The organism is Bradyrhizobium frederickii (genome assembly GCF_004570865.1).
Classification (GTDB): Bacteria; Pseudomonadota; Alphaproteobacteria; order Rhizobiales; family Xanthobacteraceae; genus Bradyrhizobium; species Bradyrhizobium frederickii.
The window spans coordinates 394348-410879 of sequence record NZ_SPQS01000002.1 but is presented as its reverse complement, the minus strand read 5'-3'; the positions used below and the strand labels follow the sequence as shown (position 1 = coordinate 410879).

Sequence of the window (16532 nt, the reverse complement as noted above, 5' to 3'; positions counted from 1 at the left end):
CCATGAGGGGAGAGAGCGCTACATATGCCCCACTTCCTCGGGCACCTCGTAGAATGTGGGGTGGCGATAGATCTTCGATTCCGCCGGCTCGAACATCATGCCCTTCTCGGCGGGATCGCTCGCGGTGATCGCGCTCGACGGCACGACCCAGATCGACAGGCCTTCGCCGCGGCGGGTGTAGATGTCGCGGGCGGCTTGCAGGGCCATGGTGGCGTCGCTCGCATGCAACGAGCCGACATGCTTGTGCGCGAGCCCGTTGCGGCTTCGAATGAAGACTTCCCACAGCGGCGTATTCGGCGTGGCCATATTGGTCTCCCTATTCCGCGGCTTGCGCGGTCTGGCGTTGCGCGCGCTTGGCCGCATAGGCTGCGGCCGCCTCTCGCACCCAGGCGCCCTCCGCATGGGCCTTGCGTCGCGCCGCGATGCGGTCGCGATTGCATGGGCCGTTGCCGGCGAGCACCTGCTTGAATTCGGCCCAGTCGATCTCGCTGTAGCGCCAGTGCCCGTCGGCATCCTGCGTCATGCCCGGATCGGGAATGGTGAGGCCGAGATATTGCGCCTGCGGCACGGTGGCATCGACGAATTTCTGGCGCAGCTCGTCATTGGAGAAGCGTTTGATCTTCCACTTCGTCGAGGTGTCGCTGTGCTGGCTCGCCGCATCGGGCGGGCCGAACATCATCAGCACCGGCCACCACCATCTATTCAGCGCGTCCTGCGCCATCGCCTTCTGCTCGTCCGAGCCCCGGCACAGCGTCAGCATGATCTCGTAGCCCTGGCGCTGGTGGAAGGACTCCTCCTTGCAGACCCTGATCATCGCGCGCGCATAGGGGCCGTAGGAGCAGCGGCACAGCGGGATCTGGTTCATGATAGCGGCGCCGTCGACAAGCCAGCCGATGGTGCCGATATCGGCCCAGGTCAGCGTCGGATAATTGAAGATCGAGGAGTACTTGGCTTTGCCGGCGAGCATCGCGTCGACCAGCTCTTCGCGCGAGGCGCCAAGCGTCTCGGCAGCGGCGTAGAGATAGAGGCCGTGACCGCACTCGTCCTGCACCTTGGCGAGCAGCGCGGCCTTGCGGCGCAGGGTCGGCGCGCGCGTGATCCAGTTGCCTTCCGGCAGCATGCCGACGACTTCGGAATGGGCGTGCTGGGAGATCTGGCGGGTGAGTGTCTTGCGATAGGCCGCCGGCATCCAGTCGTTCGACTCGATGCGCTCCTCGGCGTCGATGCGGGCCTGGAATTGCGCAGCCTTGGCCGCGTCCTCAAGACCGCGGTCGTCGGTCTCGGCCGTGTTCAGCGCCTGGGTATACATGCGCATCCTCCCATTTCATTGAGAGGCAATATATAACAAGAACTAGCTCATGCAAGATATTTCTGTAACATAAAGATCAGGCCTCGAACCTCCGTTCCAGAAGTTTTCGCGCCGGCGGCAATGGCCCCTTTTCATTGGTTCCATGACCATCGAGCCATTGCTCGGACGGAGCGAGCAGCGCGCGATAGATTTCGCCGCAAAGCTCGCGGGCCGCCCTGCCCGGCCAATCCGCCGGCAACAGGCTTTCGGGCAGCAGCGGATCGCGCAGCACGACACGGCGATAATAGTGGATCAGCAGGATGCGCGCGGTGAAGGCCTCGGCCTCGGACAGCTCCGTGCCGCGCGCGATCGCGGCGCGCAGCGGCTCGAACGTCTTCATGAATTTCAGATAGGCGTCCGCAGTGCGCTGCAGCGGCCAGCTCGCGCTGAGCAGACGACGCCCGCTGTCGTCCTCCGCCGAGACTTCGAGCCGGATGGCGCCCGCGGCTTCCTCCGGCACCGGCACACCCGACGGCGCAACCCACACCCCCGGCAACGGACTGCCGAAGCCGGCGTTGCGTAGCGCTTCGCGCGAGACGTCACGATCCTCGCCGTTGCCGATCAGCAGCAGCTCGAAGCGCCCGGTCCAGTCCGACGGCGGCGGGTCGTAGATGTGGCGCGTGGCGGCTTCGAATGTCTGGCGTCCCTTGTCGGCAAGCCGATAGAAACTGTTGCGGCCGACCTTCTCCCGGGTGAGCCAGCCGTCGGCCGCAAGGCGCGACATCGCGGTGCGGACGACGCCGCTGTCGATGTCCAGACCCTCGAAGAATTCCAGCAGCGTGCCGAGCCACACCACGCCGCCGCGCGGCACGATGGCATCGCCGAACACGGTGATGACGATGGAGCCGGTGCGCGACGGTTCACGCTTGAGCTGGTCGATGATGCGGGAGAGCGGATGCGCCATGCCAAAGGCATAGCGCGTTTGGCGCCGGCGCGACAATGGACGCGAGCGACGCTCTTAGTCTCCCTCTCCCCGTTCTTACGGGCGAGGCGAAGAAGGAATCACCGGTGCGGATCGGGATACGCCAGGCTGCGCCAGCCGCTGCGATCGAACGGACGCCACTGGCCTTCCTTTTGCGCGAGGCGATCGGCCACTGCATAGACCACGGCCGGATGATGGCCCATGCCGCAATGGCTGCTCTCGACCTCGATGCTCTCGGTCTGCGCTCCCGTTTTCTCCATGCAGCCCTGCCAGGCGCAGACGCCGTCGGTGCGGCTGAAGATGGCGGTGGTCGGCACCGGCGGCGGGACGGCGAGCTCGCCGCCAAACCGCGGATCGACCTCATCGGCCTTCCTTCCGCTGGCCCATTCATAGACGCGCCAGGCGTTGGTGGAGCGGGGATTGCCGGCGAAGGGGCTGCCGAGCGTAATCACCTGGCGCACGCGGTCGGGCATCATCTTGGCGAGCTGACGGGCATAGAGGCCGCCGAGGCTCCAGCCGACCAGACTGATCTTGCGGCCGTGCGTTTCGCTGAGCTCCTCGACCAGATCGACCATCGCGTGCTGCACGCCGTCGCGCAGGCCGTAATTGCGGCCCTGGCGCCAACCGCTCACCGCGTAGCCCTTGCTGGTCAGAAATGAACGCAGCGCACGCGTGGACGCGTCCGAAGCCACGAGGCCCGGCAACACCAGCACGGGGTGCCCATCGCCGCGCGGCGCGAGGCTCAGCAGCGGAAGTGCGCCGAGGAATGCGCCGAACTCGTGGATCGCGCGTCCCTCCAGAAACATCAAGGTGCGGGACGGCGGACGCAGCGTCTGGGCAGTAGCGGTCATCAATATTTCCCCTGGGAAGAACTGGATAAAGGACGCCAGAACGAGGCCGGCAAATAGGTCTGAATTCTAACTCTCCGGCTTCTTGATCGTTCCGCATTGCAACATGAATCAGCTGCGCCGTCGGTTCCCGGCATTGAAGCCGGGCAGACCCCAGGCGACAATAGGCTTGTGTGCTAATGCCGGAAGCCGTGACGCAAAAGTCACAGCCATCGGAGCAGGAATTCTACGGAGTAGAGCGCCAGGCCGGCGAGGCCGCCGATCAGCGAGCCGTTGAAGCGGATGTATTGCAGATCGCGACCGATGTTGATTTCGATCAGCGAGATCAGCTGCGCCATATCCCACGCCTTGACCTGATCGGAGATGAAGATCGAAACGCCGCTCTTCTGATCGGCAATGAAGCTGCGCAACACCGTCACCAGGCCCTTGTTGATCTCGCCGCGCAGCTCGGCATCGCCGGCAAGCGCTTCGCCTGCCGCGACGAACATGCCGGCGAGATGATGCTGCAGCACCTGCGTTTCGCCGCTCGCGCTGCGCTCGATGAACGAGCGTGTGTTGGCCCAGACCGTGCGGGCAAGATCGGCGAGCTCGGGCCGCGCCAGCAGGTCACGCTTCAATCCGGCGATGCGGTCGATATAGGCCTGATCGGTGCCGAGCCGGTCGACGAAGCTCAGCACCATGCGATCGAACTCGCTGCGGAACGGGTGCTTGGCATCGCTGCGCACCTCGTTGAAGAACGCGGTGGCGGACGCGACGATCTTGTTCACCAGAAACTTGTCGGCACGGTAGAGCCTGAGCAGGGTCGGCAATTCCGCGCGCACCTTCTCGCGGATCATCGCCATCGTCTCTTTCTGATTCAGCGTCTCGTGCATCACCCGCAGGAGATCGTCGAACAGAATCTGGTGCCGCCCCTCCGCCACGAAGCCGCGCAGCGTGCCGGCGGCAAGCGGCGCAAGGTCGATCGCCTGGAGCTGCGATGACATGCGGCGGATGATGAAGGTCATCAAGCCGGAGGTCTCCGTCGCCGAGAAGGCCTCGGGCAACAGGCGGAGCGCGAAGCGAGCCAGATCATCGCTGCGCTTGCGGTCGCGCAGCCAGTCGGCAATGAAGGAGCCGAAATCGATTTCCTTCAGCTTGGCCTCGACGGGACCGGCCTCGAGGAAATGCACCTGGATGAACTCGCCGAGCTTGTCGGCGATGCGGGCCTGGTTGCTCTGGATGATCGCGGTATGCGGGATCGGCAGGCCGAGCGGCCGCTTGAACAGGGCAACCACGGCATACCAGTCGGCGAGGCCGCCGATGGTCGCGGCTTCCGCGAAGGCGGCGATGAAGCCGAACAACGGATGCACCGGCAGGAGCCATTTTGCCACGATGAAGAGCGCAAGCGTCGAGGCAAGCACCAGCGTCGCCAGCGCCTTGACGCGGCGCAGCTCGGCCGCGCGTTCGGCGTCGCCGGGGGTGTCGAAGGTGAAGGTGGCGGGTGCGTTCATTGTAGATACTTAGCGCGTCGATCTGCCCGTGTCCCGGACGCGGTGCAGCGCGAAGCGATGCGCCGCAGAGCCGGGACCAGGCAAACGATGGACCCCGGATCAGCAGTGCACCCCGCCGCAAGACGGCGGTGCGCACTGCTGATCCGGGGAACGCCGACCAAAAACAAAAGGCCCGCCGAAGCGGGCCTCAAATTCAGTTTTCTGCTCAGGGCGCCAGATCAGGCGGTCTTGTTGTAGACCTTGGCAAAATTGTCCTGAGCGGACTTCGCACCGTTGGCAGCGAGCTTGCCGAAATAGTCGGCGGTCGCCTTGGCGCGCGAGACGAACACTTCGCCGCGCGAGCGGAGCAGGCCCGACTGGATCTCGACGGCCTCGCTGAACGACTTGGCGGACGCGAGCTTGTCGATGCTCGCGAGGAACGCCTCGGCGTCCTCGTAGATCGCCTGCTGGATGTTGCGGCTGATCTTGCCGGCTTCAGCGACGGATTCGGTCACCGCGTTCTCGACGGCGGCGGTCACGCGCTCGGAGCCTGCGAAAGCCTCGGCAGCACGGTCCTTGGCGGTGTTGGCGGTCTTCTTGACGAACTCGCGGGCAGCCTCGGGAACTTCCAGATTCTGGATGTTCTTGAAAGCGTCCTTGAAGCCCTCGAAAGCGGTGTTGGTTTCAGTGGTCATGGGGTTCTCTCCATCCTCATTGCTCTGAGCTATGGGCTCACCCCGTCCGCATTGGCCCGGGGCACGACCTATATGGCATAGTTAATTGTGCGATGCAATATTCATATTGCACTGCGATATCACGAAATCGTGATCAAGCTGAATAAGAGGCATCCTGATGCCTCCTTGGCCACTTGGCCCCTACCGACCCCCTTTTGGCGATCCCTAGTGCTGCACCGCGCCCGGCAGCCCATAGGCCTCCATCTGGGCCTGGACCTGCGCGATGTTGTGACCGAGCACGACGATGTCGTGGGTCTTGCCGTCGACGTCCCGAACGTGGGCCCGCAGCAACGCTTCGGCCTTGAAGCCGAGGCTCTCGAACACGGCGATCGCCGCCTGCTGATCGACCGTCATCTGAACCGAGAGCTTTTCCAGGCCCGCCCCGAGTGCGAGTGCAAAGGTCTCCTGCGACAGCGCCCGCCCCACCCCCTTCCCGCGCACATCGAGCGAGACCACCATCCGGATCTCGCCGACATGGGGCGACCAGGAATGGGGATCGCGCACCAGCGTGCCGCAGCCGACGACCTTGCCGTCCCTGACCGCGAGCAGGCTCGTGATCGCGCCCCGCTCGATCTCCTTGACCCAGGCCGACAGCACCTTCGGCTCGCTGATATTGCGCGGCAGGAACAGCAAATCGTGGGTTGGCAGACCCTTGCCGAAGGCGAGCACCGCGGCCTCGTCCGCGGGCGCCATCAGACGAATCTCGATATCGCCGGCGTCGGTCTTGACGTGACGCGGATAGGAACGCTGCTCGCTCATATCGATCTCTTTCCCAGCCAGGAATCCAGTTTCGGCCATAGCCGCTTCACGGCGTTGGCGCCCGCGACCAGCGAGACGTGACCGCCTTTCAGGATCACCTCTTCCTTGTCCGCAGATCCGATCTTCGCGATCAGGTGCTTGGCGGCCTCATACGGCACGATGTGGTCGTGCTCGGCGACCGCGTGCAGGATCGGCACCTTGATGCTCTCGAGCTTCGCCGCACGGCCGCCGACCGACATGGCGTCGTTGAACAGCTTGTTGTCCCACATCAGGTCCTTGGTGATGGTGCGGAAATATTCGCCGGCCAGCGGCAGCGTGTCGGTCGCCCAGCGGTCGAACATGCGGTAGGATTTGACGAACTCGTCGTTCCAGATGTTCTCCCAGAGCTGGATCTGGCTCACCGTGCGCGAGGCCGGGCGCAGCATCTCGAACGAAGACAGGATCATTTCCGGCGGCACGTTGCCGACGCTGTCGACGAGACGGTCGACGTCGAAATAACGACGGTCGGAGAAGTTCGAGAACAGCTTCATCTCGCGGAAGTCGATCGGCGTGGTGAAGCAGATCAGGTTCTTCATCGGCCCGTCCTTGTGGATCGAGCCGTACAGCAGCGACAGCACGCCGCCGAAGCAATAGCCGATGACCGAGACGTCCTGCTCTCCGGAGTCCGCCTGCACGCGGCGGACGCAGTCCGGGATGAAGTCGAGGACATAGTCCTCCATCCGCAGGCTCTTCTCCTCCGGCCGCGGCGCGCTCCAGTCGAGCATGTAGACGTCGTATCCGCGCTTGAGCAGGAACTCGATGAAGCTCTGCCCGGGGACGAGGTCGAGGATGTAGCCGCGATTGGTGGTCGCCATCACGATCAGCACCGGCACCCGGTAGATCTCGTCCGACATCGGCCGGTAGTGATAAAGGTTCATGGTGCCGCGCGAATGCAGCACGTCCTTCGGCGTCGAGCCGAGCGAAGGGCCCGAGGTCGAGAAATATTCAACGCCCTTGATGCTGCGCTGGATCGCGCGCTGCACCTCGGTCTGGATCCGCTCCGGGATGGACGCGAGATCAAGTCCCGCCGGCCCGTTCATGTCGGCTCTCCGGGCTCGGAAGGCGGGCGCTTCGTCCGTGGCGGCCGCGGGGTGCTATCGAAGCCTTGCGTGATGCCGGAATTCGCCGCCATCTGGCTCAGCATCGCCTTGATCTCGCCGATCTGCGCCTCGACCGACTGGAGCCGTTCCGCAAGACCAGTGACCTGCTCCCGGCTCGGCAGGTTCATCGTGACGAGATATTTCTCCATGAGTTCGCCGAGCTGCTTCTGAGCACCTGCAGCAACTCCGCCGGCGCGGTTCATCGCCTGTGAAAATTCCGGCGACGACATCGCCTGGTTGGCGAAAGAGTTGAACCCCTTCTCCATCTCGCCGACCATCTTCTGCCACGTGGCAACGGGGTCGTTGGTCTTGTCGGTCATCGGCGTCCTCCTGAAATCGAGAGCTGCGATGCCCTTCTTTTCCCGCCATACCACACCGTTGCGCGGTGCCGGTCAACCGGCAAGCGCACTCGCTGCTCGGCGCGCCGCTTCTTTGCGGCGGGAAACCGTGCGATACAACACCGATCAGCAGGAGGGATCCGTGACCACCCATCAGCCGCCCCAGACCGTCCGCGCCAACGGCATCGACATCTGCTACGAGATCTTTGGCAACGACAATGCCGAACCGCTGCTGCTGATCATGGGTTTGGGAGCGCAGATGATCCACTGGGACGATGCGTTCTGCGAGCAGCTTGCCGCGCGGGGTTTCCGCGTGATCCGTTTCGACAATCGCGATATCGGCAAGTCGAGCCATCTCACCGGCGGCAAGCGCCTGACGCCGCTCGAGCTGCTGAAGCTGCGCTTCCTCAGGATTCCGGTCGCCACGACCTACAAGCTGATCGACATGGCGAAGGACACGGTCGCCTTGATGGATGCGCTCGACATCAAGTCGGCGCATCTGGTCGGCGCGTCCATGGGCGGCATGATCGCCCAGGAGGTGGTGCTGTCGTTTCCGCACCGCGTCCGTTCGTTGACATCGATCATGTCGACCACAGGCAATCCGCGCATCCCGCCGCCGTCGCGCGAAGCCGCCGCAATGCTGATGGCGCCGCCGCCGCGCAGCAAGGAGGAGTTCATCGTCCGTTATGGCCAGACCTGGAAGGTGTTGCGCGCCGGACATTTTCCGGAGGAGGAAGCGCTCGACCCCGAGCGTGCCGAGCGCGTGTTCGCGCGCGGACTCAATCCGGCCGGCGTCGGCCGTCAGCTCCGCGCCGTGCTGGCGTCCGGCAGCCGGAAGGAGCGGCTGCACGCGGTGATCACACCGACACTGGTCATTCACGGCACCGTCGATCCGCTGGTCCGCCCCGAAGGCGGCAAGGACACGGCGGCGTCAATCCCGAACGCCAAATTGTTGATGATCGAAGGCATGGGCCACGCGCTGCCGATGCGGTTCTGGCCGGAGATCATCGACGCCATCGACAAGCACGCCCATGGCGCGGCCGCGCAGGCCGCTTAACTCTTCTTCGCGATCCAGATTACATGGCGCGCGCCACCGCCTCGCCCGGTGGCGCGGACATTGACTTCGTTGACGACCAAGCCGGCGGTGCGGAGACGCCTGGTGAAGGCGGGGTTGGGTCCCGACGACCAGACCGCGAGCACGCCGCCCGGGCGCAGCGCCGTCTTCGCTGCCGAGAGCCCGCTCGCACTATAGAGCGCGTCATTGCCCTTGCGGGTCAGCCCTTCCGGCCCGTTATCGACGTCGAGGAGAATGGCGTCGAAGGCCGACCGCTGCGCGCGGATGATTTCGCCAACGTCGATTTCCCGGATCTTCACTCTGCCATCATCCAGGCTGTCGCCGAAGACCTCCGCCATCGGACCTTTCGCCCAGGCCACCACCGCCGGCACCAGTTCGGACACCACGACCTTCGCCTTGGGCCCAAGCACGGTGAGCGCCGCACGCAACGTAAAGCCCATGCCGAGGCCGCCGATGAGGACGACGGGCTTGGCGACCTTCTCGATCTGCTTCGCCGCGAGCGTTGCGAGCGCGGCTTCCGAGCCGGACAAGCGATTGTTCATCAGCTCGTTGGTGCCGAGCTTGATGGAGAATTCCTTGCCCCGCCGCATCAGCCGGAGCTCCTCGTCGGAACCGGGAATCCTGGCGGTGTCGATCTTTTCCCAGGGAATCATCCCCGACGTTTAGCACGATCGGACGAACAATCACCCACCCGCCCAGACGTCGAGCACATAGCGGTTCTTCGTGCCCATCTCCTCGATCCAGCGGGCACTGGCGGCCGCGTCACCGCCGTTCTTCTCGCGGTGGATTGCGACCAGCGCCGCCTTGACGTCGGGCTCCATCTTGCCGCCGTCGCCGCAGACATAGATGATCGCGCCCTGCTCGATCAGCGGCCAGACCTTGTCCTTCTGCGTGGCCAGCACGTGCTGTACATAGGTCTTCGGTCCGTCGGCGCGCGAGAACGCCGTGAACAGCTCGGTGATGCCGCTGGCGGCTAGCGCCTTCAGCTCGTCGGCGTAGAGAAAATCCTGGTCGGGATGGCGGCAGCCGAAGAACAGCATGGATGGCCCAAGCGTCGCGCCCTTGGCCTTGCGCGCGGCGCGCTCCTGGAGGAAGCCGCGGAACGGCGCGAGGCCCGTGCCCGGGCCGATCATGATGATCGGCACCGACGGATCCTCGGGAAGCCGGAAGCCGGCCTTGGTTTCACGCACGGTGGCGTAGACGACGTCGCCGACGCGGCGATTGGCGAGATAGTTCGAGCAGATGCCCTTGTAGACCCCGCGCCCGGAGGCGGCCGGCCCTTCGACCACGCCGACCGTGATGCTGCAACGCGCGGGATCGACCGACGGCGAGGACGAGATCGAATAATAGCGCGGCGCCAGCAGCGAGAGCATCTCCAGATAGACGTGGAACGGCAATTCGCAGGCCGGATATTCGAGCAGCAGGTCGAACACCGATTTGCGCTTGGCGAGAATCTCGACGCGGTAACGCTCGACCGGCTCGGTCTCCTCGCCGACAAAGGCCAGCAGCTTCGGCTTGGTGACCGGGCATCGCGTGTGCTCCGCCATGATCTGGATCTGCTTGCGGGTTGCGACCTGCTGCAGCTCGACGAACTCGCTGAGCAGGCGGCCGACCGACACGGCCTCGCCGACCGGCAATTGCGCGCGGCGCCCCTCGGCAACCTGCAGCCTGATCTGGTCGGCCGGAAGGAAACCGAAGCGACGGGCCACCGAATCCACCAGCGTCGGATCATTGCGCGGGACGACACTGAGGTGATCGCCGACCCGGTAACTGACGTTGGCCCTCAGCTGCACCTCGATGTGGCGCGTCGAGCGCTCGGATGGATCGGGCCCGCTCTTGTTCTGAAGCTCGTCGTTGGCGAGCACCTTCATCGCCACCGCGCCGCCCTGGGCAACGATGGTGTTGACGGCCGTGACCGCGACCGGCTCGATCGCATAGAGCGGATCGTCCTCCGCGGTGCGGGTGAAATTCCAGTCGATGCCGAATTCCTTGGTCGCGACCTGGGCGGCGGCGGGGAACCATTTCTGGAACTGGCCATCGAGATCGCTGCGCGCATCGCCTTCGCCGCGCGGATAGACCGCACGGGCGCCATGCTTCGACAATTGCTCGTCGATCAGTCGAGGCACCGATTGATAGGTCGCGGCCCAGTCGCTGTTGCCGCAACCGAACACGGCGTAGCGCACGCCGGCGAAGGCCTCCTTCGGCAAATCGCCGCCAAGCCATTTGACGAACTGCGTCGCATTGTCGGGCGGCGCGCCGTTGTAGGATGCGCAGATGATCAGCACGCCGCCCTCCTGCGGCAGCTTGCCGACGTAGTCGTCGAGCGGGCCGAGATGCACGGCAAAGCCGTTGATCTCCGCAAGGTCGGCCATGCGCGTCGCGAGCTCCTCGGCGGTGCCGAGATTGGAGCCATAGAGCACCAGCATCGGCGTGTTGTGGCCGGGCCGGGCCGTCGGCCGGCGCGGGGCCTTCGGCGCCGAACCGGCGGCCGCAATCGGTCCGCCATAGGCACCGCGCTCGCGATCGGCGCGCGGACGCACCTTGATCTTGAAGCCCTCCGGCTTGATCGTCAGTGTCTCCTTCAGATGCATCTGGTAGCGCTGGTGATCGATCAGCTTGAAGCGCTGCAGGATCATGCCGAGCGCAAGCGCGGCCTCGTGCATGGCGAAGCCGCGGCCGATGCAGGCGCGCTGGCCGTTACCGAACGGCTTCCAGGCATTGATCGGCCGCTTCGCTTCCGCCTCACGGCTGAAATTCTCGGGATCAAAGGCATCGGGATTCGGACCCCAGACGGAGGGATCGCGATGCAGGGCGGTCACCAGGATCGTGGTGAACGTGCCCTTCCGAAGCTTGTATCTGCCGCCGATCGTCTCGTCGTTCAGCGGCGAGATGCCATAGGCCGGCGCCGGCGGCCACAGCCGCAGCGCCTCCTTCAGGATCTGCGTGATGTAGGTGAGCTGCGTCACCTGCTGATAGGTCGGCTTCGCATTGACGTCGGGGCCGAAGACGCGATCGACCTCGTCATAGGCCTTCTTGAGGATGTCCGGGTGCTTGAGCAGCGCATAGAGCGTGTACGACAACAGGCCGCTGGTGGTCTCGTGGCCCGCAATGAGAAACGTGTTGATCTGGTAGCGGATGTTGACGTCGTCGAGCTGCTCGCCGGTCGCCCTGTCGACGCCGGTCATCATCGCGGCGAGCATGTCCTTCTTGTCGTCGATGGCCTCTGCGCTCTTGCGCCGTTCGGCAATGATCTGGTCGACCATCTTGTTCATGAAGGCGACGTCTTCGGCCAGCGTCTTGCGCCGCTTCTGCATCCAGAGCTGCTCGAACGGCAAGCCGCGCGTCATCATGATGGTTTCGAGCGAGCGCACCAGCGACTCGACGAAGGGATGGTAGTCGCGCCGATAGAACGAATTGAAGCGATAGTCGAAGCCGCACAGGCCGATCGTGTCCAGCGTCAGCGCGGTCATGTCGTGCACGACGTCGATCTCGTCGTCGGCGTTGAGCCGCTCCCATTTCTGGACCAGCTGCTCGGCGATATCGACCATGCTGCCGTGATAGGACTGCATGGCGCGGTTGCCGAACGGCTGAAGCAGGATGTTGTGCGCCTTGCTCCAGTTCGGCTCCTTGGTATCGGCCGTGAACAGGCCATCGCCGCCGACCGCGCGCACGCGCCGCAGCGCGCCGCGCACCGTCTTGTCGAAGCGCTTCTCATCGGAGAGCTCGTCGACGAGATCGTGGCCGGAGACGACCACGATCGGCGAGCCCATCATATCGAGCCAGAAGATCGGACCGAGCTCCTTGGCGAGCCGTGTCAGGTGCTGCACGGGTGCAGCCGAATCCAGCGACAGCATGTTGCCGACCACGGGCTTGGTCGGCGGATGCGGGATCGGGTCCAGACGGTTCGTGGATGACATTTAACTACGCTTCCCCCTGCCTCGATATTCACCGCCATCATTGCGAGGAGCGAAGCGACGAGGCAATCAGACTGCCTTCCGCGAATACATTTCTGGATTGCTTCGCTTCGCTCGCGATGACGAGCGCTAACCAAACCGCCTTCTACGCCATTCGATCAGCTTGGCGCTGACCTCCTCCGGCTTCTCCTGCTGCGTCCAATGGCCGCTGTCCTTCACCAGGTACTTCTCGAGATCGCCGATCAGCTTTTCCATGCCGTCCGCCGCTGACGGCGGCAGCACCGCGTCGTTCTCGGCCATGATCATCAATGACGGCACGTGGATGTGATGATCCAGTCCCATCGCCCGCTGCCAATTGCGGGTGAAGTTGCGATACCAGTTGATGCCGCCGGTGAAGCCGGTCTTCGTGAAGGTGTCGACGAACACCTTCTTCTCCTCGGCCGACAGGATCGGCGTGCGCGGATCATGTCTGGCGTCGTAATTCGCGATCATCTGCGGGAACGCCAGGTTGATGCGGGGCGAAGCACCAATACCGGCAATCGGCTGTTCCTCGGGCGCACCCGGAGGGCGCGCGGCCGGCTTGCGCATGAAGGCGTCGAAGGTCTCCTCGACCCGGCTGCCGAAGATCCTGTCCGGCTCGCGTGCGGGATCCTGGAACTGGACGATATACATCTGATCGCCGAAGCGCTGGCGAAACAGCGCGATGGGATCGATCGGCGCGCGGTCCCAATGCGGGGTGTTGACCCCGACCACACCGGCGACGCGCGAAGGGTGCCGCAAAGGCATCTGCCAGACGACGAAGCCGCCCCAATCGTGACCGACGAAGATCGCCTTGTCGATGCCGAGATGATCGAGCAGACCGACGAGATCGTCGGTCAGATGCTCCATGTCGTAATCCTCGACCGGCTCGGGCCGGTCGGTCGCGCCATAGCCGCGCTGGTCCGGGGCGATCACCCGGATGCCGGCCTCACTCAGCGCCTTGATCTGATGGCGCCAGGAAAAGGCGAGCTCGGGCCAGCCGTGGCACAGCACCATCGGCGGCTTGTCGTCGGCCGGGCCAGCCTCGTAATAGCCCATGCGGATTCCGTTCGTCGTCACGAACTTGAGCGGCGGCATTTCGATCATTGCAACATTCCTACTCGGCAGCGCCCTTGATGTCCGCCGCCGGAGGCGCGTAGGCCGCTTCCAGTGCGGCGAATTCCTCCGGCAGCATGTCGCACATCACCTGCACATGCGGAACGATGTTGGCGCCGACGATGAAGCCGAAATCGAGCTGGTCGCGGTAGCTCTGCACGGTGATGTTGAGCGCCTGCCCGTGCGTCGAGATCGACACCGGGAAGATGTGCAGCAGCTCGGCGCCCGCGGCATAGAGCGTCTGCCGCGGTCCCGGCACGTTCGACACCGTGATGTTGGCGGCCGGCGGCAGCACGTCCGAGAGGTTCGAGCGGCTGTAGAGCAAGGCCAGGATCTGCACCATGATCGGCGCGCCCAGCATCGAGATGTTGGAGACCTGCGGCATCAGCGCGCGCAGGGGATGCGACATCTCCTTGGATTTGGTCGATTGCGCGATGATGGCCTCGAGCCGCGCCTTGGGATCGTCGACGTTGGTCGCGATCGCGCAGATCATGCCGAACACCTGGTTGTTGGCCTCGGTGTTGCCCTCCTCGCGCAGCGAGATCGGCACCGCCGCCGTCAGCGATTTCGCCGGCAGCGTGCCATATTGCAGGAGATAGCGGCGGACCACGCCCGAGGCGAGCGCCAGCACGACGTCGTTGAGCTTGCCGCCGGCCTGCTTGGCCAGCGCCTTCGCCCGCGACAGCGGGATCGACACGCCGGCAAAGCTGCGCTCCGAGGAGATGCTCTTGTTGAGCATGGTCGGCGGCGACACCATGCTGACGAGGCTCTCGCGCGATCTGGGATCGGCGACCTTGGCGAGCACGTCGGACACGCTCTTGAGCACGGTCGGAATGTTGCCGGCAAAGCGCACTGCGCTCTCGATCTGGTACATCGCGTTGTCGAACAGGATCGAGCCGATATCGCTCTTGCCGGTGCGCGGCAATTGCAGCTTCTTCGCCGCCGAGGCGTCGAGCGACTGGCTGAACAATTGCTGATAGGAATCCAGCAGGTTGGCGGCGATGTCGCGCGGCTCCTGGCCGGGTTTGGATCCCGCCGCCGGCGGCTCGATCTTCCGCGGGATCGGCGAGATATCGTAGATCATGCTGGTCAGCGCCGCGCCGGCGCCGCCGTCGATCGCGGCATGGTGCATCTTGGAATAGAGCCCGACCTCGTTGTCCTTCATGCCCTCGAACACGTAGAACTCCCAGAGCGGCCGGGCGCGGTTCAGGAGCTTGGCATGGGCCCAGCCGACGATGCGCTCCAGCGTGGCGCGGTCGCGCGGCTGCGGCAGGCTGGCCCGGAAGATGTGACGATCGATGTCGAACTGATCGTCCTCGACCCAGGAGGGATGGTCGATGTCGAGCGGCGCCTTCTCCAGCCGCGCCTTCAGGATCGGCGCGATGTGCAGCCGCGAGACGATCATCGCCTTGAAGTCTTCGAAGAAGTCGCCCTTGTAGTCGTCGGGCAGGCGAAAGATCGCCATGCTTCCGACATGCATCGGCATTTCCGGCGTTTCCAGATAGAGAAACGACGCGTCCAGCGACGACAGCTTCTTACCGTCAGCCATAGTTCCCTCCCGCAGAGATTGACGGGCGCCTTAGCCGGCGCTTCTCGTCAGGCCGATATTGCCTGTTCCGGCGGGGGATATGCAATGGCAAACGGCCCTGCCCGGTCGAATGGGGAAAATTCCCCCTCCGGTTGGGCCAGACGGTCGGCCACCGCCCACAGCGCCGCCGGGTTCACCCCGAGCCCGATATGGCTCGCCAGGAGCACTTCAATATTCTCGGCGCGGTCGGAGGGACGCAACAAGCAGGTCCGCCAGTTAACCACACCGTCGGCCCGCGAATAGATCGAGGTTGTCGGCACCGGCAGATCGCCGGCGATCGCCTCGCGCGCTTCGGCAAAATCCTCGACCCGCTCGCCCGACAGCGCCTCGTAGAGCCGCGTGGCGTTGGTCGCCCGCACGTCATTGGCGAAAGGGCTGCCGAGCGTGATGACGTAGCGAACCATATCGGGCGCCCAAAGCGAAAGATCGCGGGCATAGACGCCGCCGAGACTCCATCCGACCAGGCTGACCTTGCGCCCGCTCGCGGCATGAATCTCGGCAAGCCGGGCGCGCAACGCGTCCCGCATCCGCCCGAGGCCGCCGAGATTGCGGCCCATCCGCCAGGCATGTGCTTCATAGCCGAGCTCGCTGAGATAGCGCCGCATCGGCGCCATCGAGAGGTCGCTGGCGAGAAAGCCCGGCAGCGCCAGCACCGGATGGCGGTCGCCCCTCGGCGCCCGCATCAGGAGCGGCGACAGCAAGAGGCTTGCATTGAGTTCGAACAGGCCACGGGCTTCGGCGAGCAACAGGCCGAGACCCGGCGGACGAAGCCGGCCTCTCTCCGGCGCCCCCTCCTGTCCGGGCGACACTATTTTTTCTTGTCGCTGCTACGCGTGCCGCCAAGGCCGGCCATCGTGACGAACATATCCTGAAACCGCTCGGCGATCTTCGGATCGAACGTGAACCAGCTCTGGATCAGCGACTCCGGCGAGACCTTCTCGATGTTGCTGAGCACCTGCTGCTGCAGCTTATCCATCACTGCCGTTTGCATCGGCCCTACGTCGGGCAGACCGAAGAACTGGCGGGCCTCGAGGGGGGTGCAGTCGATTTCGATGTTTACCTTCATGTCCCCTCCAGATTGAGATTCGAGCGGCCTGCCGGAGTATCGCCGCGAGTTGTGGTGCGACGCAAGCGACCTGATGCCGGCGCGGCGTGCCCCGTCCCGCAACCCGCCGATATGGTCAACCAAAGTCGAAAGGGGCGATCTCCCATGCCGGGCGGCATGGTCTGCATTGCTGCACAGCGGCGCAACTTGGCGCGTTCC

Annotated in this window: 16 protein-coding genes; 1 reads left to right on the top strand and 15 read right to left on the bottom strand. The window is 64.6% G+C overall.

Annotation, left to right across the window (positions count from 1 at the left end; all coding sequences use genetic code 11):
- Positions 1-18: 18 nt before the first annotated feature.
- From paaB to E4K64_RS04635, 9 genes are all read right to left on the bottom strand, one after another.
- Positions 19-306, bottom strand: coding sequence for a 1,2-phenylacetyl-CoA epoxidase subunit PaaB (gene paaB / locus E4K64_RS04675; RefSeq protein WP_015687593.1), 288 nt, complete (start codon positions 304-306; stop codon positions 19-21).
- Between the two features lie 10 nt (positions 307-316).
- Entirely contained in the window at positions 317-1309 is a 993-nt protein-coding gene (paaA, locus tag E4K64_RS04670) for a 1,2-phenylacetyl-CoA epoxidase subunit PaaA (RefSeq protein WP_167771804.1), read from the bottom strand.
- A gap of 76 nt (positions 1310-1385) precedes the next feature.
- A complete protein-coding gene (gene paaX / locus E4K64_RS04665) occupies positions 1386-2252 on the bottom strand; it encodes a phenylacetic acid degradation operon negative regulatory protein PaaX (protein WP_135162382.1) in 867 nt (288 codons plus the stop codon).
- A 98-nt stretch (positions 2253-2350) separates the two neighbouring features.
- Entirely contained in the window at positions 2351-3121 is a 771-nt protein-coding gene (locus E4K64_RS04660) for an esterase/lipase family protein (RefSeq protein ID WP_135162381.1), read from the bottom strand.
- A gap of 200 nt (positions 3122-3321) precedes the next feature.
- Positions 3322-4608: a DUF445 domain-containing protein gene (locus tag E4K64_RS04655; RefSeq protein ID WP_135162380.1), complete on the bottom strand. Its 1287-nt coding sequence runs from the start codon at positions 4606-4608 to the stop codon at positions 3322-3324.
- 218 nt (positions 4609-4826) lie between these two features.
- Positions 4827-5282, bottom strand: coding sequence for a phasin (locus E4K64_RS04650; protein ID WP_135162379.1), 456 nt, complete (start codon positions 5280-5282; stop codon positions 4827-4829).
- A gap of 204 nt (positions 5283-5486) precedes the next feature.
- Positions 5487-6080, bottom strand: coding sequence for a GNAT family N-acetyltransferase (locus E4K64_RS04645; protein ID WP_167771803.1), 594 nt, complete (start codon positions 6078-6080; stop codon positions 5487-5489).
- Positions 6077-7159 (bottom strand): PHA/PHB synthase family protein, encoded by a 1083-nt coding sequence (locus E4K64_RS04640; RefSeq protein ID WP_135162377.1) that lies wholly within the window; start codon positions 7157-7159, stop codon positions 6077-6079. Before E4K64_RS04640 ends, E4K64_RS04645 begins: the two co-directional genes overlap by 4 nt.
- Positions 7156-7539, bottom strand: coding sequence for a hypothetical protein (locus E4K64_RS04635; RefSeq protein ID WP_126256460.1), 384 nt, complete (start codon positions 7537-7539; stop codon positions 7156-7158). Before E4K64_RS04635 ends, E4K64_RS04640 begins: the two co-directional genes overlap by 4 nt.
- 160 nt (positions 7540-7699) lie before the next feature.
- On the opposite strand from E4K64_RS04635, the gene E4K64_RS04630 reads away from it, so the two are divergent.
- Positions 7700-8614: an alpha/beta fold hydrolase gene (locus E4K64_RS04630; RefSeq protein WP_135162376.1), complete on the top strand. Its 915-nt coding sequence runs from the start codon at positions 7700-7702 to the stop codon at positions 8612-8614.
- On the opposite strand, the gene E4K64_RS04625 is transcribed toward E4K64_RS04630, so the two are convergent.
- The 6 genes from E4K64_RS04625 to E4K64_RS04600 form a co-directional block, all read right to left on the bottom strand.
- Entirely contained in the window at positions 8611-9285 is a 675-nt protein-coding gene (locus tag E4K64_RS04625; protein WP_135162375.1) for a spermidine synthase, read from the bottom strand. The genes E4K64_RS04630 and E4K64_RS04625 overlap by 4 nt on opposite strands.
- Before the next feature lie 30 nt (positions 9286-9315).
- The gene (locus tag E4K64_RS04620) at positions 9316-12549 is read right to left on the bottom strand and encodes a bifunctional cytochrome P450/NADPH--P450 reductase (protein WP_135162374.1); all 3234 of its coding nucleotides are present in this window, start codon (positions 12547-12549) and stop codon (positions 9316-9318) included.
- A gap of 126 nt (positions 12550-12675) precedes the next feature.
- Positions 12676-13671, bottom strand: coding sequence for an alpha/beta fold hydrolase (locus E4K64_RS04615; RefSeq protein WP_135162373.1), 996 nt, complete (start codon positions 13669-13671; stop codon positions 12676-12678).
- A gap of 10 nt (positions 13672-13681) precedes the next feature.
- Positions 13682-15229: a WS/DGAT/MGAT family O-acyltransferase gene (locus E4K64_RS04610; RefSeq protein WP_126256465.1), complete on the bottom strand. Its 1548-nt coding sequence runs from the start codon at positions 15227-15229 to the stop codon at positions 13682-13684.
- A 47-nt stretch (positions 15230-15276) separates the two neighbouring features.
- Positions 15277-16077 (bottom strand): esterase/lipase family protein, encoded by an 801-nt coding sequence (locus E4K64_RS04605; protein ID WP_135162372.1) that lies wholly within the window; start codon positions 16075-16077, stop codon positions 15277-15279.
- Positions 16077-16334 (bottom strand): DUF6489 family protein, encoded by a 258-nt coding sequence (locus E4K64_RS04600; protein WP_028135213.1) that lies wholly within the window; start codon positions 16332-16334, stop codon positions 16077-16079. Before E4K64_RS04600 ends, E4K64_RS04605 begins: the two co-directional genes overlap by 1 nt.
- Positions 16335-16532 lie beyond the last annotated feature (198 nt).